At 62.1% G+C, this 22765-nt stretch carries 17 protein-coding genes and 1 pseudogene; 9 read left to right on the top strand and 9 right to left on the bottom strand.

Features of this window, described 5'->3' with window-relative positions; translation table 11 throughout:
* Positions 1-40: 40 nt before the first annotated feature.
* Positions 41-2128 carry a mechanosensitive ion channel family protein gene (locus AD662_RS12700; RefSeq protein ID WP_053187652.1) on the bottom strand — a complete coding sequence of 696 codons (2088 nt, stop codon included), beginning with the start codon at positions 2126-2128 and terminating at the stop codon, positions 41-43.
* Between the two features lie 300 nt (positions 2129-2428).
* Here AD662_RS12700 and AD662_RS12695 point away from each other — a divergent pair.
* From AD662_RS12695 to AD662_RS12680, 4 genes and pseudogenes are all read left to right on the top strand, one after another.
* Positions 2429-2626 (top strand): annotated as a pseudogene (locus tag AD662_RS12695) (DUF72 domain-containing protein); the annotation flags it as partial.
* A 26-nt stretch (positions 2627-2652) separates the two neighbouring features.
* Positions 2653-3462, top strand: coding sequence for an endonuclease/exonuclease/phosphatase family protein (locus AD662_RS12690; RefSeq protein ID WP_053187646.1), 810 nt, complete (start codon positions 2653-2655; stop codon positions 3460-3462).
* Positions 3459-4757, top strand: a complete 1299-nt coding sequence (gene clsB / locus AD662_RS12685; RefSeq protein WP_053187643.1) for a cardiolipin synthase ClsB — start codon at positions 3459-3461, stop codon at positions 4755-4757. Before AD662_RS12690 ends, clsB begins: the two co-directional genes overlap by 4 nt.
* Positions 4744-5745 carry a lysylphosphatidylglycerol synthase domain-containing protein gene (locus AD662_RS12680; RefSeq protein ID WP_053187639.1) on the top strand — a complete coding sequence of 334 codons (1002 nt, stop codon included), beginning with the start codon at positions 4744-4746 and terminating at the stop codon, positions 5743-5745. The genes clsB and AD662_RS12680 overlap by 14 nt, the downstream gene beginning before the upstream one ends.
* Before the next feature lie 159 nt (positions 5746-5904).
* On the opposite strand, the gene AD662_RS12675 is transcribed toward AD662_RS12680, so the two are convergent.
* From AD662_RS12675 to AD662_RS12665, 4 genes are all read right to left on the bottom strand, one after another.
* A complete protein-coding gene (locus AD662_RS12675; RefSeq protein ID WP_018612260.1) occupies positions 5905-6663 on the bottom strand; it encodes an alpha/beta hydrolase family protein in 759 nt (252 codons plus the stop codon).
* Entirely contained in the window at positions 6653-7756 is a 1104-nt protein-coding gene (locus AD662_RS12670; RefSeq protein ID WP_053187636.1) for a DUF3182 family protein, read from the bottom strand. Before AD662_RS12670 ends, AD662_RS12675 begins: the two co-directional genes overlap by 11 nt.
* Positions 7757-7809: 53 nt before the next feature.
* The gene (locus AD662_RS29940; RefSeq protein ID WP_258689517.1) at positions 7810-7941 is read right to left on the bottom strand and encodes a hypothetical protein; all 132 of its coding nucleotides are present in this window, start codon (positions 7939-7941) and stop codon (positions 7810-7812) included.
* A gap of 141 nt (positions 7942-8082) precedes the next feature.
* Entirely contained in the window at positions 8083-9078 is a 996-nt protein-coding gene (locus AD662_RS12665) for a GlxA family transcriptional regulator (protein WP_018612254.1), read from the bottom strand.
* Positions 9079-9176: 98 nt separating this feature from the next.
* Between AD662_RS12665 and AD662_RS12660 the strand changes: the two genes are divergently transcribed.
* A complete protein-coding gene (locus AD662_RS12660; protein WP_053187633.1) occupies positions 9177-9731 on the top strand; it encodes a cysteine hydrolase family protein in 555 nt (184 codons plus the stop codon).
* An 83-nt stretch (positions 9732-9814) separates the two neighbouring features.
* Here AD662_RS12660 and AD662_RS12655 read toward each other — a convergent pair whose 3' ends face one another.
* Positions 9815-13114, bottom strand: coding sequence for an AAA family ATPase (locus AD662_RS12655; protein WP_053187630.1), 3300 nt, complete (start codon positions 13112-13114; stop codon positions 9815-9817).
* Between the two features lie 211 nt (positions 13115-13325).
* Between AD662_RS12655 and AD662_RS12650 the strand changes: the two genes are divergently transcribed.
* From AD662_RS12650 to AD662_RS12640, 3 genes are all read left to right on the top strand, one after another.
* Positions 13326-15251, top strand: a complete 1926-nt coding sequence (locus AD662_RS12650) for an MAC/perforin domain-containing protein (RefSeq protein ID WP_053187627.1) — start codon at positions 13326-13328, stop codon at positions 15249-15251.
* Positions 15252-15421: 170 nt separating this feature from the next.
* Entirely contained in the window at positions 15422-16276 is an 855-nt protein-coding gene (locus AD662_RS12645) for a hypothetical protein (protein WP_053187624.1), read from the top strand.
* A gap of 137 nt (positions 16277-16413) precedes the next feature.
* Positions 16414-17028 carry a hypothetical protein gene (locus AD662_RS12640; protein ID WP_169788911.1) on the top strand — a complete coding sequence of 205 codons (615 nt, stop codon included), beginning with the start codon at positions 16414-16416 and terminating at the stop codon, positions 17026-17028.
* A gap of 128 nt (positions 17029-17156) precedes the next feature.
* Here the strand turns inward: AD662_RS12640 and AD662_RS12635 are convergent, their stop codons facing one another.
* Both AD662_RS12635 and AD662_RS12630 read right to left on the bottom strand, forming a co-directional pair.
* Positions 17157-17678 carry a single-stranded DNA-binding protein gene (locus AD662_RS12635; protein ID WP_003206078.1) on the bottom strand — a complete coding sequence of 174 codons (522 nt, stop codon included), beginning with the start codon at positions 17676-17678 and terminating at the stop codon, positions 17157-17159.
* A gap of 9 nt (positions 17679-17687) precedes the next feature.
* Positions 17688-19085 (bottom strand): MFS transporter, encoded by a 1398-nt coding sequence (locus AD662_RS12630; protein ID WP_053187621.1) that lies wholly within the window; start codon positions 19083-19085, stop codon positions 17688-17690.
* 179 nt (positions 19086-19264) lie between these two features.
* Here AD662_RS12630 and uvrA point away from each other — a divergent pair, with 179 nt between their 5' ends.
* On the top strand, positions 19265-22099 hold the full coding sequence (gene uvrA, locus AD662_RS12625) for an excinuclease ABC subunit UvrA (protein ID WP_014340469.1): 2835 nt from the start codon (positions 19265-19267) through the stop codon (positions 22097-22099).
* A 129-nt stretch (positions 22100-22228) separates the two neighbouring features.
* Here the strand turns inward: uvrA and bfr are convergent, their stop codons facing one another.
* Entirely contained in the window at positions 22229-22693 is a 465-nt protein-coding gene (gene bfr, locus AD662_RS12620; protein ID WP_014340470.1) for a bacterioferritin, read from the bottom strand.
* Between the last annotated feature and the right edge of the window lie 72 nt (positions 22694-22765).

Raw genomic sequence — 22765 nt, 5'->3', positions numbered from 1 at the left:
TCCGTAGAGGCATTCCCACGCAGAGCGTGGGAACGATCAATCATTGAGCTTGATCGGGCAGCTCATCCCCCGCTTTTTGCTCCTCGACCAACCGCTTGGGCAACACCACCTGCTGTGGATAAGTCTGCGCAAAATGCACCGCCGGGTGGTTATCCACAAGCTTCTTCAACTGCTGGTTGAACGCCCGGCTCACCGCATATTGCCCACCGGATACGGTGCGAAACTGCGCCGTGAGTACCACGCCGTTGAGGTCCATCTTGTCCACGCCAAACACATCCAGCGGTCCTTGCAGGTTGAATTTCAGGAATGGGTCTTCGGCAATCGAACGCCCGGCCTCGCGAATCAGTTCGATGGCCTGGTCCACGTCGGTGTCATAGGTGAACTGCACAGAGAAGAACGCAAAGGCAAATTGCCGGGACTGGTTGGTCACGGCCTTGATCTGGCCGAACGGCACCGAATGCACGAAGCCCTTGCCGTCGCGCAGGCGCAGGGTGCGGATGGTCAGGCCTTCGACGGTGCCGGCGTGGCCGGAGCTGAGCACCACCCAGTCGCCGATGGACAGCGTGTCTTCGATGATGATGAACAGCCCGGTGATCACGTCCTGCACCAGTTGCTGGGAACCGAAACCGATCGCCAGCCCCACCACACCGGCACCGGCCAGCAACGGCGCGACGTTGATGCCCAGGTTGGCCATGGTGGTGATTGCGCAAATCACCACCAGGATGATTTTCGCCGCGTTGCGCAACAGCGGCAGGATGGTTTTGACCCGGGTGCTGGGTTGGCGCGCCCCGCGCTTGTTCAGCGGCGGTTTCAGGGCTTCCTGGATCGCCGTGTCGAGCACCACCCATGTGAGCCAGGTCATCAGGAAGATCAGGCCGATGCGGCTCAGGGAATCGCTGATCGCCCGGCCGATGGCATTGCGCGAGGCGAACTCGAACAGGGAAATGCCCCAGATCCGCCCGAGGACCTCAATGAATACCACCGCCATGACGATGCGCAGCAACGCGTGCAGCAGGCTCAACAGACGCCCCTTGTAGGCGCTGTTGCGCTGGATGGCCTCGGCCTTGGGCGACTTGAAGACGTGTTGGAACACGGTGCTGAGGAACACCGTGGCGATCAGCAGGATGGTGGTGAACAGCGCACAACGCAGGGCTTTCTGGTTGTCCTCGCCGACACCGATCAGGCTCACCGCCGACACCAGCACCATCAACAGGATCGGCCAATACCAGAGCCCGGAGAAAATCCGCAGCGACTCCTGCAAAGCCGGTTGCTTCAAGCGCTGGGCCAGCGGGCGGTTGCGGATCAGGTGCGCCACGGGCCGGCGCATGCGAATCACCAGCCAGCCAAAGATCACCGAGGCGAACAGGCCGGTGAACACTGCGATGCTGCTGGTGATGTTGCCGCCCAGTTGCCGGGCGATCTGCGGGCTGGTCAGGGCATCGCTGAGGGCGGCGAGAAAACCGATCATGAACAATGGCCGGGGGCTGAAGCGCCGGATCATCGCCACCGCCCGGCGTTTGTGGCCAGCGTTGAACATGACGATCACGCACAGCAACACCGAAGTGGAGAAAATGCCGCTGCTGGTGGCGTAGGCGAAACACAGCGCCAGGGCGCGACCGACCGACACCTGCAGGAAGTGGCTGACGTACAGGGTCAGCGGCAGGCAGACCAACGCCGCAGCGGTGTACGGCAGCAGATAACCGAGCAGGTCGCGCAGGCGCTGGCGGCTGCGCAACCAGCGGCGCCGGCCCAGATGGCGCAGCAGCAGCCGCGCGCCCAACCAGATCAGTGCGAAAGCGCCGATCCAGACGCTCGACAACAACAGGAAATCCCCCGCCACGCGCCAGGACGAACGGGACGTCTGGTCCACCAGCCGGTCCACCTCATCCACCGCCCGGTCCGCCCGCAGGCGCCAGGCATCCACCAGGCTCTGGTTGAGGTCGAGCTTGTCCTGGACGTCGTCGATGCTCGAACTGATGGCCCCCAACAACCCGCCCTGCACCAGCGGCGCGGGTTCGGCGGGCGGTTCATCGGGCTTGGCAGTGCCAGGGACAGCGGCGGTCCCGTAGGCGCTGGTGCCGGTCATCGCCAGCAGGAACAGCAGCAATACAGTGCTCAATCGAGACAAAACGCGAGGCTCCTTCACACGGGATCGGTAAGGAACTGATCAATAACGAGCCGGCAAGTTCGCTCAGAAGGTCAATACACCCCCTTGTGGCAGGGATTTATGTGGGAGCAAGGCTTGCCCGCGATGGAGGCGCCGCGGTCTTTCAGAAATCGAGGCGCCTGTTCGCGGGCAAGCCTTGCTCCCACATAAATCCGCTCGCCACAGTGCTTCACCGTCGGTAAGACCATCGAAACTTTCCGGACCGCGCAACAGTCATCACAAGACACAGGCAGTACGAGGTCATTGGCACGGGAGGGATACATGACGGCGATCCACATTGGCATTTGCGGCTGGCGCTACACGCCTTGGCGGGGGGATTTCTACCCCAAGGGGCTGACCCAGAAACGGGAATTGCAATTCGCCTCGCGAGCGGTCAATAGCATCGAAATCAATGGATCGTTCTACGCCCTGCAACGCCCCGAACGGTATGCCCAGTGGTATGCCGAGACCCTGCCCGGCGAGCGCCCGGCCGAAGGGGTGTTGCCATGAACCCTCCAGAAACCACCGAAGCGACCCACGAGCCGACCCGGCAACAGGCCCAGGATCTCGACCGGGTCAGCCACTTCACCGTGCTGACGGTCAACACCCACAAGGGCTTCACTGCCCTGAACCGGCGCTTCATCCTGCCGGAGCTGCGCGAAGCGGTGCGCAGTGTGTCTGCCGATGTGGTGTTCTTGCAGGAAGTCCACGGCACCCACGAACACCACCCCCAGCGCTACAGCAACTGGCCGAGCATGCCGCAATACGAGTTCCTGGCCGACAGCCTCTGGCCGCAGTTCGCCTACGGGCGCAACGCGGTGTACCCGGCGGGCGACCATGGCAATGCGTTGCTGTCGAAATTCCAGATCATTCGCCACGACAACCTGGACATGTCCATCAGCGGCCATGAAAACCGCGGCATGCTCCACAGCGTGCTGCGCCTGCCGAGCGATGGACAGGATCTGCATGCCATATGCGTCCACCTGGGGTTGCGGGAGGGGCATCGTGTCGAGCAACTCAAGCTGCTTTGCCAGCGTTTGAGCGAACTGCCGCCCGACGCGCCCGTGATCGTCGCGGGCGACTTCAACGACTGGCGCGGCAAGGCCAGTGAACTGCTCGAACCCTGCGGCCTGCGGGAAGTGTTCGCCGAACAGTGGGGCAAACCGGCCCGCAGCTTTCCGGCACGCCTGCCGATCCTGCGCCTGGACCGCATCTACGTGCGCAACCTCAAGGCCCGTCATCCCAAGGTGTTGAGCGTACGACCCTGGTCGCACCTCTCCGACCACGCACCGCTGTCGGTGGAGATCGAATTATGAGCGCGACGATGAACAAGGCGACGGTTGAGCAGGTCGAGGCGCCACCCACCGAGCGCAACCCGGCGCTGACGGATATCGAATACGGCTGGCACGGCAACAATCGCGTCAAGCTGCTGGAGAACGGCGAGGAGTTTTTCCCCAGGGTCTTCGAGGCCATTCGCCGGGCCGAGACAGAAATCCTTATTGAGACCTTCATCCTGTTCGAGGATAAGGTCGGCATTGAACTGCGGGATCTGTTGGTCGAAGCCGCCGAGCGTGGGGTGCGGATCACTGTCAGCCTCGATGGCTTCGGCTGCGGTGAGTTGACCACCGATTTCCTGGCCTCATTGAGCGACGCCGGGGTGCGCTTGCAGATGTTCGACCCGGCGCCCCGGCGTCTGGGGATCCGCACCAACTGGTTCCGCCGCCTGCACCGCAAGATCGTGGTGGTGGACGGGGTGATTGCGTTTATCGGCGGGATCAATTTTTCCGCCGACCACTTGGGGGATTTCGGCGCCGAGGCCAAGCAGGACTATTCCGTGGAGGTCAAAGGCCCGGCGGTGGTGGATATCCACCACTTCGCGCTGTTGCAGAGTGGCCGGCCCGCCCGGGCCAAATACTGGTGGCAACGCCGCCGCAGCCGCCGCCACGCGCTGGCGTTCAACGACCATGACGGCCAGGTGCGCCTGGTCTACCGGGATAACCACGAACACCAGACCGACATCGAAGAGGTCTACCTGCAAGTGCTGCGCAGTGCCCAGCGGCGGGTGGTGATCGCCAACGCCTATTTCTTCCCTGGCTACCGGTTGCTGCGCGAGATCCGCAACGCGGCACGGCGCGGCGTGGAAGTACGGCTGATCCTGCAGGGCCAGCCGGACATGATGATCGCCAAGCTCGCCGCGCGCATGCTCTACAGCTACCTGCTCAAGGCCGGCGTGGTGATCTACGAATACTGCGAGCGGCCGCTGCACGGCAAGGTCGCCCTGGTGGATGAGGACTGGAGCACGGTGGGTTCGAGCAACCTCGACCCGCTGAGCCTGTCGCTGAACCTGGAAGCCAATGTGCTGATCCGCGACCGGGGGTTCAACCGGGAGTTGTTCGAGCGCCTCGACTACCTGAGCCGCAACCATTGCACCGCGATGCCCAAGGACCACGCCCCCCGGGGGCTGTTGTGGCGCATGACCATCGGTTTCATGGTGTTCCACTGTTTGCGCCATTTCCCGGCCTGGGCCGGCTGGCTGCCGGCCCATAAACCGCGCCTGAAACCTTTTTCGCCGCCGACGGCGGTCCGGAGCGAACCCCATGAACCCCTCTGAAGCGCACACCGCGCCGACAGATGCCCATGCGCCGGAGCAGGCCACGCCAAAATCTCGCTGGAGCCGCTGGAAAAGACCGCTGACCCTGGCGTTTTTCCTGCTGTTGATCGTGCTGTTCACCACCCTGGCCCGACGCATCGATTGGTCCGAGGTGTTAGCCACCTTGGCCGACTTCAAGGCGCGCACCTTGATCATTGCCGCCGCACTGACCGTCACCAGCTTCATTACCTATGCCTGTTTCGACCTGATCGGTCGCACCTACATCCGCCAGAAACTGGGTTGGCGGCAGATCTTGCCGGTGGGGGTGATCAGTTACGCGTTCAACCTCAACCTCAGCGCCTGGGTCGGTGGCATCGCCATGCGTTATCGGCTGTATTCGCGGCTGGGGGTCAGCAGCGGGAACATTGCCAAGATCCTCGGCCTGAGCCTGGCCACCAACTGGTTCGGCTACATGACCCTGGCCGGAGTGGTGTTCAGCAGCGGCTTGGTGACCATGCCACCGGGCTGGAAACTCAGCAGCGATGCGCTGCAAGGCGTCGGTGCGCTGTTGCTGTTGGTGAGCGCGGGTTACCTGGTGGCCTGTCGATTTTCCAAGCGCCGGGCGTGGACGATTCGCGGCATGGAAATCAACCTGCCGTCATTGCGCATGGCGGTGCTGCAACTGGCGTTGGGCGCGCTGAACTGGTCGTTGATGGCGGCGGTGATCTTCACGTTGCTGCCCAGCAAACTGGACTATCCGGTAGTGCTCGGGGTATTGCTGATCAGCAGCATCGCCGGGGTCATTACCCACATTCCAGCGGGGCTCGGGGTGTTGGAGGCGGTGTTCGTTGCGCTGCTGCAACATGAAGTGTCGCGGGGCAGCCTGCTGGCGGGGTTGATCGCCTACCGGGCGATCTACTTCATCTTGCCGTTGCTGATTACCGTGGTGATGTACCTGGTGATCGAGGCGAAGGCCAAGGCGTTGCGGGTCAAGCCTGGGCCCAAGTGATGGGTTGCCTGAATGATGAGTTGCTTGTGCTGACCCCTTCGCGAGCAAGCCCGCTCCCACAGGGATCTGTGCTGGATACGAATTCTGTGTTCGCCATAGATCCATTGTGGGAGCGGGCTTGCTCGCGAAGAGGCCCGCACAGACGATACAAAATCCAGATCACCGCTCCTGGATAATGCTCAACCGCTCTCCCACCACCATTTCCGTGATCCAGCCCACCAGGATCGAGGTGTAGGCCTGCTGTGACACGGGGTCGCTCAAGGCATGGTCGGCGCCGTCGATGATCCGGTGCGTCAGCGAATGGGTCTGCTGGCACGCCGCCCGGTAGCTCATGATGGTGGCATGGGGCACGTAGGCATCGGTCTCGGACTCCACCAGCAATACATCGCCGGTGAACTGCGAACACGCATGCAAGGCGCGATTGGTTCCGGCGTGCACCAGCGTGCTGCGGTAATCCAGCAGGTCGGTCTTGTCCAGGTCGCGCTTGGGCGTGTGCCATTGCTCGTCGCGGTACAGCGCCGGCACCCGCAGGGCCAGCCAGCGCACCGGGCGCAGCGAAGTCAGGATCGAAGCCAGGTAGCCGCCATAACTGGTGCCCACCACGGCAATCGCCGAGGTATCCAAGGCCGGGTGCGCGAGCAGGCGGTCGTAGGCCGCCAACAGGTCTCGCAGGTTGTCCTCGCGGGTGACTCGCGCCAAGGGGATCCCCGCCCCGCCGGTGTGCCCACGCAAGTCGAAGGTCAGGCACACGCAACCCAGGCCGGCGATGCCTTTGGCCCGTTCCAGGTCCCGCTCCTGGCTGCCACCCCAACCGTGCACGAACAGCACGCCAGGGACCTTCGACTTGGGACTCAGGAACGTCCCGTTCATGCGTTCATCGTCAATCTCGATCTGAATGGTTTCACTTCTAGCCGTCATAGGATTGAACCGTTACGTATTTGAGAAGGAAGTCGCCGTTGTGCGCCGCGCCGCGATAGACCTCCCTCGCGCCGGGCGGCAGCGGTTGCTCGGTGTAGGTCTCCACCGAGGACACCCGCACCGCGCAGGTTTGCGGCGCTTCGACGAACACCTGCAACGCCGCCAGCTCGGCACTGCTGGCGCCACCCATGCGCCACGACTGTTCCAACACGCCGCCACGGGGCTGGCCGGCGGTATCCAGGCCCTGGGCAATGTCGTAATTGCGCCGCGATGCAAAAAAGCTCGGGTAGGCCTGGTTGGCGGCGTCATCGAACACTTGCGCCAGCCGCACCGCCTCGCGCACATCATCGGGCAGTTCGAGCCTGAGCAACTCGATATAGCCGCCCTGCACCACCAGCAGGTCCGACCCGCCGTACACCTCCAACCCTTCGCTGTCGTGGGTCAGGTGTTGCACACCGCAATAGCTCAGGACCTTGCCATTGATGAAGCTCTGGCCGACGCTCTGGGTCTTGACCTCGTTGAGGTGCTGTTCCAGCACCACCCCTTCGCGAAACAGCGCCTGGGCGTCAGGCCCGGCGACGATTTCATCGAACTGCGCCAGGCTCTTGATCAGCCGTTGGCCACGTCCGGCACAGGCATGGATCGGCTTGAGGCGAATCGGCCCGGTGTACAGCAAGTGCTCGGCGGCCGGGCGCGCATCCTTGAGCGAAAAGACCGTCACGCCATCGAGTACCGCGCCTCGCGTGAGCTTGGCAAACAGCGGCGACCAGCCTTTGGGCGCCACGGCGTCCTTATTCAACAGACCGTGGGTAATCGCCTTGGTGCAGATAAAATCATGCTCGACATACCCGCCCCACACGTCCTCCGGTCCTTTGACACCCAGGCGCATCGCGGCTTCGGCGCCGATCAGGGTTTGCGTGGGCAACAGATAAAGATCATGACCGGCCTGAGGGTCATGACTGTCGTCGTACTCCCATCCCAGGATCTGTGCCAGCCACTGGGCCAGTGCACGGTTGGTCTCGACCTCATGGCGCGGCGCTTGTGGATTGACCGAATAGGCCACTACCCGCTTGTTGCGATTGACTGGTGTCATGCGTTGCCCTTTTTCCTGCGCTCGATGGCTTTAGATAAGGGAAGGTGCAGAGATCAGGCCAACGAGGTGATGGCGATGAGGGTCAGCCAAGCGGGCGCGTCGGGAGCAATTGATAGCACCGGGCCTGTTTCATTCTGCACGAGAGACGGCAGGCATCCGGCAAATTGCACGATCTCCAGCAGCATACGCCCCCTCCTGTGGCGAGGGAGTCTATGTGGGAGCAAGGCTTGCCCGCGATGAAGGCGCTGCGGTCTTTCAGAAATCGAGGCGCCTCCATCGCGGGCAAGCCTTGCTCCCACAAATCCCCTCGCCACAAAGGATCAGCGTCAGCCTTTGGGAACGCTCGACGGGCTTGCTCCAAACCGCGCCCGGTAATCGCTCGGCACCAACCCGGTGATTTTCTTGAACGTCGCGCGAAAGGCGCTCGGGTCCTGGTAACCGACGGTCCAGGCAATGTGGTCGATGGTGCCATTGGTGAATTCCAGCATTTCCCGGGCCTTGCCGACGCGCAGGTGCTGGCAGTATTCGGTGGGCTTGAGCCCGGTGGCGGCGCGAAACCTGCGCAGGAAAGTACGTTCTTCCAGACCGGCGCGTTCGGCCATCGCACCGAGGGAAACCTCCACCGCGCCGCTGCTTTGCAACCAATGCTGGACCTTGAGAATCGCCGGGTCGCCATGGCCGAGGATGGGCGCAAAGTTACTGCCACACTGGCTCGCGCTGTCGCTGTGCTCGATCACCAGAAATTGCGCCGTGCGCGTGGCGATGCTGGGCCCGAGCAAGCGGTCCACCAGGCGCAGCCCCAGTTCCGACCAGGCCATCAGCCCGGCGGTGGTGATCAGGTCGCCGTCGTCGACGATGGGTTTGTCGGCGTTGAGCTTGATCTTCGGGTAACGTGCGGCAAAGGTCTTGGCCGAAGTCCAGTGGGTGGTGGCGCTGCGCCCGTCAAGCAGGCCGCTTTCGGCCAGCAGGATCGAGCCCACGCAAACCCCGCCCAGCACTGTGCCGTCGGCATGCTGCGCCCGCAGCCAATCCATCAGCGCCTGAGAGACCAAGCCTGCACTGAAACCGGCAAGGGACGGTGGAATCAACAACGCCACCAGCTTGCCCGCCGGGCCGGTTTCGCTGTCGAACACCCGCAGCGGAGCCTCGCCCTCCTCCGCCCGCCAGTGACTCACCCGCAGCGTTGGCAACTGCACGCTGGCATGCTCGGCCGCGATCCGCTGCGCCACGGCAAACAGATCGGTCAAGCCATGCACCGCCGCCAGTTGCGCGCCAGGGTAAATGAGCACCCCAAGCTCGGCGACTGCCCTTTGCTGCGTCATTGTCAGTTTTCCCTCGCTTATTGTCGTTGCGGCCAATCCTCGAAGCGACGGCAAAAGCCAATACTGGCTTCACACCCAATCTGATCAAGGAAGCCCCCATGTCCAAGCAAGCGCTCATCGTAGTCGATATCCAGAACGACTACTTCCCCCAGGGCAAATGGCCGTTGGTCGGCGCCCACGCCGCCGCCGATAACGCCGCACGCTTGATCGAAACCTTTCGCCAGGCCGGCGACAACGTGGTGCACATCCGCCACGAATTCACCTCCGACGACGCCCCCTTCTTCACCCCAGGCTCCGAAGGCGCCCAATTGCACCCCAAGGTGCTCAACCGCGCCGACGAACCGGTAGTGCTCAAGCACTTCGTCAATTCGTTTCGCGAAACCGAGCTGCAGGCCATCCTTGAACAGCATGGCGTCGAGCAACTGGTGGTGGTCGGCAGCATGAGCCACATGTGCGTCGACGGCGTGGTGCGGGCGGCGGCGGACCTGGGCTACGGCGTCACGGTGATCCATGATGCCTGCGCCACCCTCGACCTGGAATTCAACGGCGTCGTCGTGCCGGCTGCCCAGGTGCATGCGGCGTTCATGGCCGCGCTGGGTTTTGCCTACGCGAGTGTGGTGAGCACCGAGCAATTCCTGGCGGCCAATCGCTAACTACACGACACCTCTAAAAAAAACCGCACTTCATCGCCGAAGTGCGGTTTTTTCTCAGGCATCAACGCTGTGCCTGGAAGCGATCACACATCCAGCACTTGCAGCAACCTCGGCATCGTCGCCACGAATCCCATCTGTTGCGCTTCGCGCGCCATCCCTTTGAGCTTCTCGCCGCTGGCTTGATCGGCGCTGCGCAGCCACTGCCCCGCCACGTCGATCAACCGCACATGGTGGGTGATCCAGGCGCATGACGCCGACTCGGGCAATGCTGCCATCTGTTGTCCATGCCAGATCGCCTGTTCGGTATTGCCCGCCAACAGGCAGGTTTCAGCGGCGGCCACGCGAAAGCGCAAAGCGTTGTGGGCCAGGCAGGCCAGGGTGAGCTGGGCTTCGCCCGTCGCCAAGGCCTGCTGGCTGAGCGGCCCATCGTCGCTGATCATCGCCAGGCTGCCGTAGACCCACGGCCCGATGTAGCGCTGCAGCTCGAAGCGCTCCACCAGGCTCGCCGCCTCCATGATCAAGGTCTGCGCCAGCCCGCGCTCGCCCTGGCGCAACGCCACCCGCGCCAACCCTTCCAGCAGGATCGCTTCGAAACGGCTGGCGCCGAGGTTGCGCGCCAAGGCCAGGGCGCAGGTCAGCTCTTGCTCCGCCAAGGCATCCTCGCCGCCCGCCACCAGCACCCAGGCCGCCGTGAGCCGCGAGAAAACCTGTGCCCGATGATTGCCCAGCCGGGTGCTGCATTCGATGGCCTCCATGGCGTCACGCAAAGCCTGCTTCGGCTGGCCCAGGTACAGCTGCGCCGATCCACGGGCGCTGCGATTGCCCGCCTCCACGTGCGCCAGCCCATTGCGCTCGCACAGGCGTACGCATTGATCGAACACCTCGTAGGCGGTCTGCATGCGCCCTTGTGCGTAATAGGAGTCGCCAATGCCACTCAAGGCCTTGGCCTCGGTTTCCAGATCCCGGCCGATGCGGGCACAGGACAAGGCCTCTTCATGGAGCCGGCGACACTCGGCGTAGTCGCCCCGTGGAAAATAGATGTTCCCGTGCAAGTGATTCAACCGGGCCAGCGCCGTATGGGCCTGCATGGCCCAGGCGATGGGCAGCATATCCTCGATCAGGCGCTCCTCCTCGTCCAGGCAATCGAGGGTATTGAGGACCGCTGCCAGCCCCAGCGCGGCCTCGATCTGATCCTGTGGCCGCTCGGCCAATGCCAAGGCCCGCTGGAAATGCGCCCGAGCCTCCAAGGTCTGGCCCAGGCCCGAGCACGCCTGGCCACACAACAATGCGAAGGAAAAATCGCCCTGCGTACGCTCGGCAAACACCGCGCACTGCCGCGCCAGCGCAAGGACACCGTCGTACTGGCAGGCCAGGCGTTTTTCGCCCATGGCAAGCAACAACGCGTCGAACGCCGCCGGATCGTTGGCCCGCAGCAAATGCTGGGCATAGAGCACCCGATCGCGCTCGCGGTAGAGACCCGCCACCTCACCGTGCAACTGCTCGCGAAGCAACGTAGGTATCGCGTCGTAGAGACAATGCATGACCAAGTCGTGGACAAACAGATAGCTGCCTGGCTCGACTTCCCGCAGCAGCCCCTGGCGCATGTCCGCCGTCGGCAGATAACCGGGCAGCCCCAGCGCTTGGCGCCACAGCGTCAGCTCGAAACGATTACCCAGCACCGCGGCGTAATGCAGGGCGCGACGTTGCTCGGGGGCCAGCTTGTCAAAGCGGGTCTGGACCAGATGCCGCAGACTGTCGGGGAAAATACCTTGCTGGCTCGACAGCAGTTGCGTCAGGTACAGCGGATTGCCCTGGGCGCGGGCAACACATTCAGCCCGGTAGCGCGGATCGACATCGATGAATTGCTCTGCCAGGACCGTGGCCTCCCGCGCCCGGATCGGCGCGATGTCGAGCAGACTCATGGGGCTGGAGGAATACGAACGGATTTCGCCGCCCAGCGGGTCATCTTCGGGACGAGACGTCAGCAGCCAGACCACCGGCGCTTCGTCAGTGGCATCGAGCAGCTTGCCCAGCAGCGTAAACAGCGTGGTGTCGCCCCAGTGCAGGTCTTCGAGGCAGATCAACAAGGGCTGTTGCACCGCGACGCGCAGCAACACGTCGAGCAAAGCCTGGAACAGCCCCTGGGTACGGGCCTGGTTGCTCATCGCGCCATACAGGATGGGCGGCTCCGCAGACGACACACCCGTCAGCACTTGCAGGAACATGCGATGTTCGGCGGCCACTTTCAGGCGGGACAAGGCCGCGTCCAACAACGACGCGCTGATGGGCGGCGCCCCACCGAGGTTGAGCAGGCTGGCCACCAATTGCCCCAGGGGCCACAGACTGTTGTCCATGCCGAAATCCAGCACATCGCCGCGATGGCAGGCAAAGCCACGCTGTCGGGCCATCTCGAAAAACTCGCTGACCAGGCGGGTCTTGCCAATGCCCGCCATGCCGCGCACATAGACGACGTGCCCGTCCTGGCACTCCTGGGTGGCTTCGATCACTGCCTTGAACTGCAACAGTTCAATGGCTCGCCCCACCAACGGACGCGGTGCGTTTTCGTCGAGGCTGCGCGGGCGCAGGCATTTGCGATAGGCCTGAAACTCATCGTCGGAGGCGGAAAACTCAAACCGGGCAGCGAGTTGTTCCAGCAGGTTCTGCGCAACATACACCGGCGCATTCCCATGACGATCCAGCAACGGCTTTTGTGCGAGCAAAGCAGGCTCAACATGGAGGTATGTCGCTTCAGCACTCAGGCGCACAAGCCGCAGCACCAAGGCATGCCCTGGCGTAACGAATTGCTCGCGGCTCAGCGCCAACGCGCAGAGCAGGCCCCGTTCGCTATCGCTGCGATACGCCTGCGGAGAGCCGAATTGGGCGATCACCACATCCTGCGTCATCCCCAGTGGAACGCCACCGAACTGACGCACCAGACGCTCGACTTCATCCATGAACGTCGCCCCTGGCACCCCATCGATACGAAAGGACAGTTCAAGTACATAGCGAATGACGCTGTCATCGATCTGTTTCTGCGCCTGTTGCGCAAAGGCCACCTGGTGCAGTTCGGTCAGCGTCTGTTGGATGTGCACCAAAGCCGCCGAGGCGGGATCGCACAGCAGCGCACTCACATCGACCCCGAAGGCCGTCGCCAGGTGCCGAGCGGTGCGGTAAAGCACCGGCTTGCCGGTTTCGGCGCGCTTGATGGAGGCGATCGAGACGCACAAATGCCGATTCAGGCAGGCCTCGGCCAGGGTTTCCTGACTCAGGCCATGCTGTTTGCGCAGTCCTTTCAACGACACCGCGTCCAACAGCACACGACCGTCGGATATCGAGGCATCACGCTTGGGCAGGGCAGCAAAGGTATTGTGTCGGGAGTCCATGTCGATAACCCTTCTACCCTGGGACAACGGCAGCCGATCGAGTGTACTCCAGCGCCTCTCTGCGGGTTAATGAAAAGATGGCATTTGGCCTGATACCAAACTGATACCGGACTGACACTGCTCTGGACTGTCCGGTTATCACGGCCCTCCCGATACTCACTCCCATCAATTGGCACCCAGTTGATACAACCTGAGCGATGGGAGAAAGGCGATGAACGATGGACTGAAGGGCACCGCAGGCGACGACTTGCGCGATATCGGCGGTTCGCAACTGCTGGGGCGTGGACTGAACCGGCTCGATTGGGCCGGCGACAGCAAGGAGTGTCAAAAGGTCGGTGATACCGAGTCGGGCAAACGTGCCGTGCCATACCGGAAAACAGCCTACAACGTAGGGAAAAACGTCACCATGTCCACCGTCGTGGCCACCGACAATTTCTCGACCGAGACGTTTTCCTCCCGCGACGAGTACGAAAGACATACCCAGACGAGTGTCGAAGCCGCCGGTAAATACGGTGCCTTTTCCGCCGGTTTCAAAGCCACCTTCGGCAGCGACCTCAAGACGCTCGAAGAGCGCGAAGCCGCGCTCTACAGCCACACGGTGCGGTTATGGAAACTGACCTTCGAAGTCAATCCGGCCAATGCGACTGAAGCGTTCAAGAAGCGTGTCGATGACCTGCCCAAGGCCTTCGACCCGGGCAATCCGACAGCGTTTTTCAACTTCCTCGTCGATTTTGGCGCCGATATCGTCAGCGAAGTGACCGTCGGCGGCTCGCTGAACTATGCGATGACCGCACTCAAGAGCTTCCTCAGCCAGACCAACACCCTCGATGCGATGGTCAAGGCCGAATACGGCGCCTTTGTCAGTGGCAGTGCGACGACGTCGATCTCGGAAACGGTCAAGAAAAATATCGCCCATCGCAACGCCAACCTGACCACCCGGGGCGGCACGCACCCCATCGCTTTCAACGCAGTAGACCCGAGCAATTGCAATGCGGAGTTCGGCAAATGGCGCGAATCGCTGCCCGACGACCCGACGGTCGTGGAGTTGGCAATCGCACCGGTCTATCGCTTCGTCAAGGAAGGCGAAACCCGTACGGCCCTGGAGCAGGCCTACCAGTGGTACACCAGCTACAAGGCGGAAATCGAAGCCAATTGGCAAGAGTCGGTGGTTGTCCTCGGCCGCTCCGGGCGGCTAACCACCTCCAAAACCACGGCAACCCGCCCGGCCTTGCGAATGGTGTTCGTCGACAACAAAAGCAAGGAAACCAGCGAAAGTTTCCACTACCCACCCGCCGCGAATGCATCGACCACGGAATTTGAACAGTTCTGGGATGCACTGGCCCTGCTGCTGAGACAAAAAAGCGGGCAGAAACTGCTGATGGCCACTGAACGCTGGCCGCGCGACTCACGCTACTACCCGGGGTACGCCATGCGCGAGGCCCTGCTGGCCAACGGCGCCAGCGAAGTGTCGCTCGCACGTTGGGAGACGCTGACCAAGCACATGCAACCCAACCCGTTGTCCGGCCTGACCTATGTGCTGGCAGGGAATGACTTCGAGGTGCCCGGTGTCGATGGACTCATTGCCGGTTTCGGCCAGGCAGGCAAAGACCTCAACCCAACGGTGAAGATCAAGGCTCGGCTTTCCCACGACTCGTTCGGCAAGGTCAAGTTGGTAAAAACCGCAACGACCGAAGAAGACCCTCGCACCGCGCTGTACATCGTGCGCAACAATACCGACGCCAAACCGGCCCTGGCGGTCGATCCGCAAAACCGGACCCGTATCGCCATGCAGACGCCGGACCGGCACAACCCTGGACAATTCTGGTACATGCCCGAGCTGGAAAAACCTTATCCGGAAATCAATCACCCGGTGCTGCTGATCAACTATGAGACGGGAACCTGCCTGCAGGGCATGCATGACCAGGGCGACTGCCGGCTCAAGCCCATCGAACCGGGTCGCCAGCAGGACGACGTCATTTGGGACCGGCGCGGCGATGAGGTGTTTCACCTGTTGATGGTCCACTGCTGGGCGGCCGCTTTGTGCCTGATCCAGATTGAAAAGCGCGCCGCCGTCCGGCCTTGGCGCAAACCTCACGGCATGGATTGGTTGCGCGAGCAGCATCGTCCGTATAGTTGATACCCGATAGTTACCCCCCCTGTGGGAGCGAGCTTGCTCGCGATGGCGGCGGCACATTCAACATTGATGCAAGCTGACCCACCGCTATCGCGAGCAAGCTCGCACACAGGTTTTGTGGCTTGATTGACTGCCATTCCCTCTAGCCCTCTTGCGTGCGTGGTCCCCATACGATGCAAGTCTTCAACAGTGTTCCCTTTATCGGCGACGGCGTGGAAACAGCCCTCGATCCCCGCCGCTTTCCCTATCTGTTCAACGACCATGGGTTGGCGCAGCCGAGTGTCCAGGTGCGCGGCAACCTGATCCCGCTCAGCCCCGACAATCCATCCCTGTCCTTGGGCACTCGCTACTCCGGCATCAGTTGGAGGGACCGTGAGGTTCCAACGAACAGCGGCTCCTACTGGATCAAGACGTTCGACTTCCACGCCAGCGAAGTGCACTACGCCCCCATCTGGGCAACCAGGGAAACGGCGCAAGCCTTCGGCATGACCCTGCTCGGCAACGGCGAATGCCTGCGTTTCGAGTACGACCAACTGATCCTGGGCCAATACACCTACGGCAAATGGGCCGGCCACCAATCGCCCTACCTGGGCCCGGCGCGCCAGCGCGAGCTGCTGACCTACAACCCGACCGACCTCGAATACCACAACTTCCCCCACGCGTTCTTTTCCCGCTACGGACGCTTGCCGCTGGTGATCAGCGTCGCCCGCTGGCGTCCTGCGGCCAGGGAAATTCATCTGGCTGACCTGTGGCTGCGGCCCGGTGATGCACTGGTCCTGCCGCCCAAGCATTACCCCGACATTGCCCCCAGTGACGCCCACGGCATCGAAAACTGGCCGGCCGTCGTGGACATGCACGGCAACCGAAACTCGGCGCTGGCGTGCTGGTTCGGGGAAGGCGAGGACTGTTTGCTGACGGAGACGATCCTGGCCAATTCGACCTTGATGAACTCCCCCCAGGGCAAACCGCACTATCACGAAGAGAAGACGCCGACACGGCATGAGTTACCGGCAAATTACCGACTTTGAGGGTGATAGCACGGCAGGCAAGAAATCTGGGCGGCGGGGGCCAGGAAGAACCCAACCTCGGGCGAACTGTTTTTTACTAGGCGTACTTGAGCAATAACGATAAGAATGGCCGGGTATTTTTCCCAAGAGCCAGCCGCATGAAACGCAAACGCCCGCCGCGCCTGGTCGAATCCCCGTTCCCGACCGCTACATCAGCGCCACGGCACCCGCCCACGTGGGATTGCTCAAGCGACGACTCCAGGCAGGGATTCCTGGGCACCATGATTTACGCTGCGGGGATGTTACTGGCCCTGCCCGTCTACGGGCTGGCAGTGTTTACCATGATGCTGTTCAAGGTCGAAGGTCTGTCGTCCATTCACATGAGAATGATCGAAGATCCGCTGATTCTAGCGCTCATGTTCATCAGCGCATTCGCGGCCGTCTGCGTGATCAACTGGCTCGTCTCCGGGCCCACGGTGCTTGGCTTCTGCTTCGACGAACGCCAGCAACGCCTCACCTTCACCCTGCGCCGCCCTGCCCGGCAAACCACCGAAGAATGCGTGCCGTACAGCGATATCCATTCCATCAGGCCCTACATAACGACCGCTTCCGCCCACTTTTGTCACTTTGTGGTGTGCTTCGCCGGGGCCAATGGCAAGCCGATCGAACTTCGGTTTTCGGATGTAACGGTGCGGGACATGGCGTTCCATGCCGAGTGGTTGAGGCAGTCGATTGGCGAGAGGATGCTGGAAGTATTGGATCTGGATTTGTGAGCAAGACCTGGATCGCGCGGTGTCCTCGAGCCACGAACCTGGCCTGCGCCAATCAATAAAAAGCCCCAAGGGCAGAGTGCGCTTGGGGCCTTTTTTCAAACTATTGGCTGAGTAGTCTCAACCCGTCATCAGAACGGAATATCGTCATCAAAGCTGTCGAAATCCGGAGCTGGTTGCGGCGCGGCCTGTTGTGGGGCCGGGCGTTCGCGTTGTGGCTGTGGCGCCGACTGCGGACGAGGTGCCTGCTGACGCGGGGCCGGAGCCGACTGCTGGTAGTTGTTGCCACCTTGCTGCTGGTCGCCCTGTGGACGACCGCCCAGCAGTTGCATGGTGCCTTGCATGTCGACCACGATTTCGGTGGTGTAACGCTTGATACCGTCCTTTTCCCACTCGCGAGTCTGCAACTTGCCCTCGATGTACACCTGCGAACCCTTGCGCAGGTATTCGCCGGCGATCTCAGCCACCTTGCCGAACATCGACACGCGGTGCCATTCGGTCTTCTCGACCTTCTGGCCGGTCTGCTTGTCGGTCCACTGTTCGCTGGTCGCCAGACTCAGGTTGGTCACGGCGTTGCCGTTCGGCAGGTAGCGAACTTCGGGATCCTGGCCGCAAGTACCGACCAATATGACTTTGTTAACCCCACGGGCCATAACGTTCTCCTAGGCTTCGCACGTAGTCGGGGCCGGGTTGTTCACCAGGCGCTCGAGCGTCGCGCGATCCAATAATTCGGTGTCGAGTTTGATATACACGGCCGCTTCGTCGGCGACCACCACTGCATCGGTTACTCCAACGACGGCCTTCAGACGCTCGGTCAGGCCAGCCTCACGAATCGCCTCGGGCGATAAGGGCAAGCGCAGGCTCGTCACATAGGGAGGTTCGCGCATGGTAACAGCAAAGGCGAACCAAAGTGCAGCCAGCGCGGCACAACCCAGGAACACAACCGACAAACCGCCATGCTGGAACAGCCAGCCGCCGAGGATCCCGCCCAACGCCGAACCCAGGAACTGGCTGGTGGAATAGACCCCCATCGCCGTGCCCTTGCCGCCCGCCGGTGAAACCTTGCTGATCAACGACGGCAGCGATGCTTCCAGCAGATTGAACGCGGTGAAGAACACCACCGTGCCGATCACCAGGGCCCGCAAGCTATCGCCGAACTGCCAGAAGAATAGCTCAGTGAGCATCAGCGTCATGACGGCGCCGAGCAAAACTCGTTTCATTTTGCGTCGTTTCTCGCCATAGATGATGAACGGGATCATGGCGAAGAACGAAATCAGCAGCGCAATCAGGTAGACCCACCAGTGCTGCTCCTTGGGCAGGCCGGCCTTCTCGACCAGCGCCAGCGGCAAGGCTACGAAGCTGGACATCAGCATGGCGTGGAGCACGAAAATGCCCAGGTCCAGGCGCAACAGGTCCGGGTGCTTGAGCGTCGGGATCAGTGCCTGGCGCGCCACCCCGGATTCCCGGTGCTGCAGCGGCCCGGTGGCGTGCGGCACCATGAACGCCACGATCAGGATCCCCACCAGTGCCATGGCGCCGGTCGCCAGGAACAGGCCGGACAAGCCAAAGGCACGGGTCAGCAAGGGGCCTACCACCATGGCGACTGCGAATGACAGACCAATGGTCATGCCGATCATGGCCATGGCCTTGGTCCGATGCTGTTCGCGGGTCAAGTCTGACAACAGCGCCATGACAGCCGCGGAAATAGCCCCGGCGCCCTGTAGGATCCGTCCGGCGATCACGCCCCAGATCGAGTCGGCATTGGCCGCCAGCACACTGCCAAGGGCGAAGACGATCAACCCCAGGTAGATGACCGGACGCCGGCCGATGCGGTCGGAAATGACCCCGAACGGGATCTGGAAGATCGCCTGGGTCAGGCCATAGGCGCCAATCGCCAACCCGATGAGGGCCGGGGTCGCGCCCGCCAGGTCCATGCCATAGGTCGCCAGCACCGGCAACACCATGAACATGCCCAGCATACGGAAGGCGAACACCAGGGCCAGACCGCTTGCTGCGCGTGTCTCGCCACGACTCATGCGTTCGCTGTGGGGATCTTGCATGGAAAAACCTCATGTGAACCGGCGGCGATTCTACCAGTCCCATCGATTGAGAGGGTATATGGCGACCGTTTGCCGCGCAGTCTTCATGTATGGCTGCAATCGCACCTTCAATAGTGTGCATCCATCCAGTATTTGCCCGTATACTCCTACGTTTTCGACGCCCGCCGAGCGAGGCCACTTTGGACAAGATCCTGATTCGTGGGGCCCGTACCCACAACCTGAAGAACATCGACCTGACCCTGCCACGGGACAAGCTGATCGTCATCACCGGCCTGTCCGGATCCGGCAAATCATCCCTGGCCTTCGACACGTTGTACGCTGAAGGCCAGCGGCGCTATGTCGAATCGCTGTCGGCCTACGCCCGGCAGTTCCTGTCGATGATGGAAAAACCCGACGTCGACACCATCGAAGGCCTGTCGCCGGCGATTTCCATCGAACAGAAGTCGACCTCCCATAACCCCCGGTCGACGGTCGGCACCATCACCGAGATCTACGACTACCTGCGCTTGCTGTATGCGCGGGTCGGTATTCCCCGTTGCCCCGATCACGACATCCCCCTGGAAGCCCAGACCGTCAGCCAGATGGTCGACCTGGTGCTGGCCCAGCCGGAAGGCAGCAAGCTGATGCTGCTGGCGCCAGTGATTCGCGAGCGCAAGGGCGAACACCTGATGGTTTTCGAAGAACTGCGCGCCCAAGGCTTCGTGCGGGCCCGGGTCAACGGCAAGCTGTGCGAACTGGACGAATTGCCGAAGCTGGATAAACAGAAGAAGCATTCGATCGATGTGGTGGTCGACCGCTTCAAGGTCCGGGCCGACCTGCAACAGCGGCTGGCCGAGTCCTTCGAGACGGCGCTGAAACTGGCCGACGGTATCGCCCTGGTCGCACCAATGGACGACGAGCCTGGCGAAGAGATCATTTTCTCCGCGCGCTTCGCCTGCCCGATCTGCGGCCACGCCATCAGCGAGCTGGAACCCAAGCTGTTCTCCTTCAACAACCCGGCCGGCGCCTGCCCGACCTGCGATGGCCTGGGGGTCAAGCAGTTCTTCGACACCAAGCGGCTGGTCAATGGCGAGCTGACCCTGGCCGAAGGCGCGATTCGCGGCTGGGACAGGCGCAACGTCTATTACTTCCAGATGCTCGGTTCACTGGCAGCCCATTACAAGTTCAGCCTGGACATGCCGTTCAACGAGTTGCCCGCTGACCAGCAGAAATTCATCCTGCAGGGCAGTGGCTCGCAGAATGTCGACTTCAAGTACCTCAACGACCGCGGCGATATCGTCAAGCGCTCCCACCCGTTCGAAGGCATCGTACCGAACCTGGAGCGACGCTACCGCGAGACAGAGTCAGCCAGCGTGCGCGAAGAACTGGCCAAGTTCCTCAGCACCCAGCCCTGCCCCGATTGCCGTGGCACCCGTCTGCGTCGCGAAGCGCGGCATGTGTGGGTCGGCGAGAAGACGCTGCCGGCGGTGACCAACCTGCCGATTGGCGACGCCACCGAGTATTTCGGCGGTTTGAAGCTCACCGGTCGTCGTGGCGAAATCGCCGACAAGATCCTCAAGGAAATCCGCGAGCGCCTGCAGTTCCTGGTAAACGTCGGCCTGGATTACCTGACCCTCGATCGCAGCGCCGACACCCTGTCCGGCGGCGAAGCCCAGCGCATCCGCCTCGCCAGCCAGATCGGCGCCGGCCTGGTGGGGGTGATGTACATCCTCGACGAGCCGTCCATCGGCCTGCATCAACGGGATAACGACCGCTTGCTCGGGACCTTGAAGCACCTGCGGGACATCGGCAACACGGTGATCGTGGTCGAGCACGACGAGGACGCCATCCGCCTGGCCGACTACGTCGTCGACATCGGCCCGGGCGCGGGCGTACATGGCGGGCATATCGTCGCCCAGGGCACCGCCGCCGAAGTCATGGCGCACCCTGATTCGCTGACGGGCAAATACCTGTCGGGCCGGGTCAAGATCAAGGTCCCGGCCAAACGTACGCCGCGCAACAAGAAATTGTCGCTGACCCTCAAGGGTGCTCGCGGCAACAACCTGCGCAACGTCGACCTGGAAATCCCGATCGGCCTGCTGACCTGCGTTACCGGCGTGTCCGGCTCCGGCAAATCGACGCTGATCAACAACACCCTGTTTCCCCTCAGTGCCACGGCCCTGAACGGCGCCACCACCCTGGAAGCGGCCGCCCACGACAGCATCAAGGGCCTGGAGCACCTGGACAAGGTGGTCGACATCGACCAGAGCCCGATTGGCCGTACCCCGCGTTCCAATCCGGCGACCTATACCGGGTTGTTTACGCCGATCCGCGAACTGTTCGCCGGCGTGCCGGAGTCCCGTTCACGGGGCTACGGCCCGGGGCGTTTCTCGTTCAACGTCAAGGGCGGGCGCTGCGAAGCCTGCCAGGGCGATGGCCTGATCAAGGTGGAAATGCACTTCCTGCCAGACATCTACGTGCCGTGCGATGTGTGCAAGAGCAAGCGCTACAACCGCGAGACCCTGGAGATCAAGTACAAGGGCAAGAACATCCACGAAACCCTCGAGATGACCATCGAGGAGGCCCGAGTGTTCTTCGACGCGGTGCCGGCCCTGGCGCGCAAGCTCCAGACGCTGATGGATGTCGGCCTGTCGTATATCAAGCTGGGGCAGTCGGCAACGACGTTGTCCGGCGGTGAGGCCCAGCGGGTCAAGTTGTCCCGCGAGCTGTCCAAGCGCGACACCGGCAAGACCCTGTATATCCTCGACGAGCCGACCACAGGCCTGCACTTCGCCGATATCCAGCAATTGCTCGACGTGCTGCACCGCCTTCGCGACCACGGCAACACCGTGGTGGTGATCGAACACAACCTGGACGTGATCAAGACCGCTGACTGGCTGGTGGACCTGGGGCCGGAAGGCGGCTCCAAAGGCGGCCAGATCATCGCCGTGGGTACGCCGGAACAAGTGGCCGAGATGAAGCAGTCCTACACCGGCTACTACCTCAAGCCGCTGTTGGAACGTGATCGGGACTGATTTCACCCGAGCACGAAAAAGCCCCTGTCATCTCATCGATGGCAGGGGCTTTTTGTTTTCCTGTTTGATCGTTCCCACGCTCTGCGTGGGAATGCAGCTTGGGACGCTCTGCGTTCCCTTTCCCAGCAATCAGAACTGCGATTGCAGGTAATTCTCCAACCCGATCAACTTGATCAGACCCAACTGCTTCTCCAGCCAGTAGGTATGGTCTTCTTCGGTGTCGTTGAGCTGGATCCGCAGGATCTCGCGGGTCACATAGTCGTTGTGCTGCTCGCAGAGCTCGATGCCTTTGCACAGCGCAGCGCGGACTTTGTATTCCAGGCGCAGGTCGGCGGCGAGCATGTCGGGCACCGTGGTACCGACGTCGAGATCATCGGCACGCATGCGTGGCGTACCTTCGAGCATCAGGATCCGGCGCATCAGTGCATCGGCGTGCTGGGTCTCTTCTTCCATCTCGTGGTTGATACGTTCGTAGAGCTCGGTAAAACCCCAATCCTCGTACATCCGCGAATGGATGAAATATTGATCACGGGCTGCCAGCTCGCCGGTCAGCAACGTGTTGAGGTAATCGATTACGTCTGGGTGACCTTGCATCGCCCTACATCTCCACAAGCTTTTAAAGGTTGTAGTTTGAACCAAGCTGACCGCAAGGTCACTGTCTCAACG

Origin of the sequence: Pseudomonas kilonensis, from assembly GCF_001269885.1 — a bacterium.
GTDB lineage: Bacteria > Pseudomonadota > Gammaproteobacteria > Pseudomonadales > Pseudomonadaceae > Aquipseudomonas > Aquipseudomonas kilonensis.
This window is presented reverse-complemented; position numbering and strand designations above follow the sequence as displayed.

What these genes read in the sequence shown, in the direction of transcription:
- AD662_RS12690 (WP_053187646.1), top strand. Translation starts at nt 2,653, where the DNA reads ATGAACCCTCCAGAAACCACCGAAGCGACCCACGAGCCGACCCGGCAA.
- clsB (WP_053187643.1), top strand. Translation starts at nt 3,459, where the DNA reads ATGAGCGCGACGATGAACAAGGCGACGGTTGAGCAGGTCGAGGCGCCA.
- AD662_RS12680 (WP_053187639.1), top strand. Translation starts at nt 4,744, where the DNA reads ATGAACCCCTCTGAAGCGCACACCGCGCCGACAGATGCCCATGCGCCG.
- AD662_RS12675 (WP_018612260.1), bottom strand. Translation starts at nt 6,663, where the DNA reads ATGACGGCTAGAAGTGAAACCATTCAGATCGAGATTGACGATGAACGC.
- AD662_RS12670 (WP_053187636.1), bottom strand. Translation starts at nt 7,756, where the DNA reads ATGACACCAGTCAATCGCAACAAGCGGGTAGTGGCCTATTCGGTCAAT.
- AD662_RS29940 (WP_258689517.1), bottom strand. Translation starts at nt 7,941, where the DNA reads ATGCTGCTGGAGATCGTGCAATTTGCCGGATGCCTGCCGTCTCTCGTG.
- AD662_RS12665 (WP_018612254.1), bottom strand. Translation starts at nt 9,078, where the DNA reads ATGACGCAGCAAAGGGCAGTCGCCGAGCTTGGGGTGCTCATTTACCCT.
- AD662_RS12660 (WP_053187633.1), top strand. Translation starts at nt 9,177, where the DNA reads ATGTCCAAGCAAGCGCTCATCGTAGTCGATATCCAGAACGACTACTTC.
- AD662_RS12655 (WP_053187630.1), bottom strand. Translation starts at nt 13,114, where the DNA reads ATGGACTCCCGACACAATACCTTTGCTGCCCTGCCCAAGCGTGATGCC.
- AD662_RS12650 (WP_053187627.1), top strand. Translation starts at nt 13,326, where the DNA reads ATGAACGATGGACTGAAGGGCACCGCAGGCGACGACTTGCGCGATATC.
- AD662_RS12645 (WP_053187624.1), top strand. Translation starts at nt 15,422, where the DNA reads ATGCAAGTCTTCAACAGTGTTCCCTTTATCGGCGACGGCGTGGAAACA.
- AD662_RS12640 (WP_169788911.1), top strand. Translation starts at nt 16,414, where the DNA reads ATGAAACGCAAACGCCCGCCGCGCCTGGTCGAATCCCCGTTCCCGACC.
- AD662_RS12635 (WP_003206078.1), bottom strand. Translation starts at nt 17,678, where the DNA reads ATGGCCCGTGGGGTTAACAAAGTCATATTGGTCGGTACTTGCGGCCAG.
- AD662_RS12630 (WP_053187621.1), bottom strand. Translation starts at nt 19,085, where the DNA reads ATGCAAGATCCCCACAGCGAACGCATGAGTCGTGGCGAGACACGCGCA.
- bfr (WP_014340470.1), bottom strand. Translation starts at nt 22,693, where the DNA reads ATGCAAGGTCACCCAGACGTAATCGATTACCTCAACACGTTGCTGACC.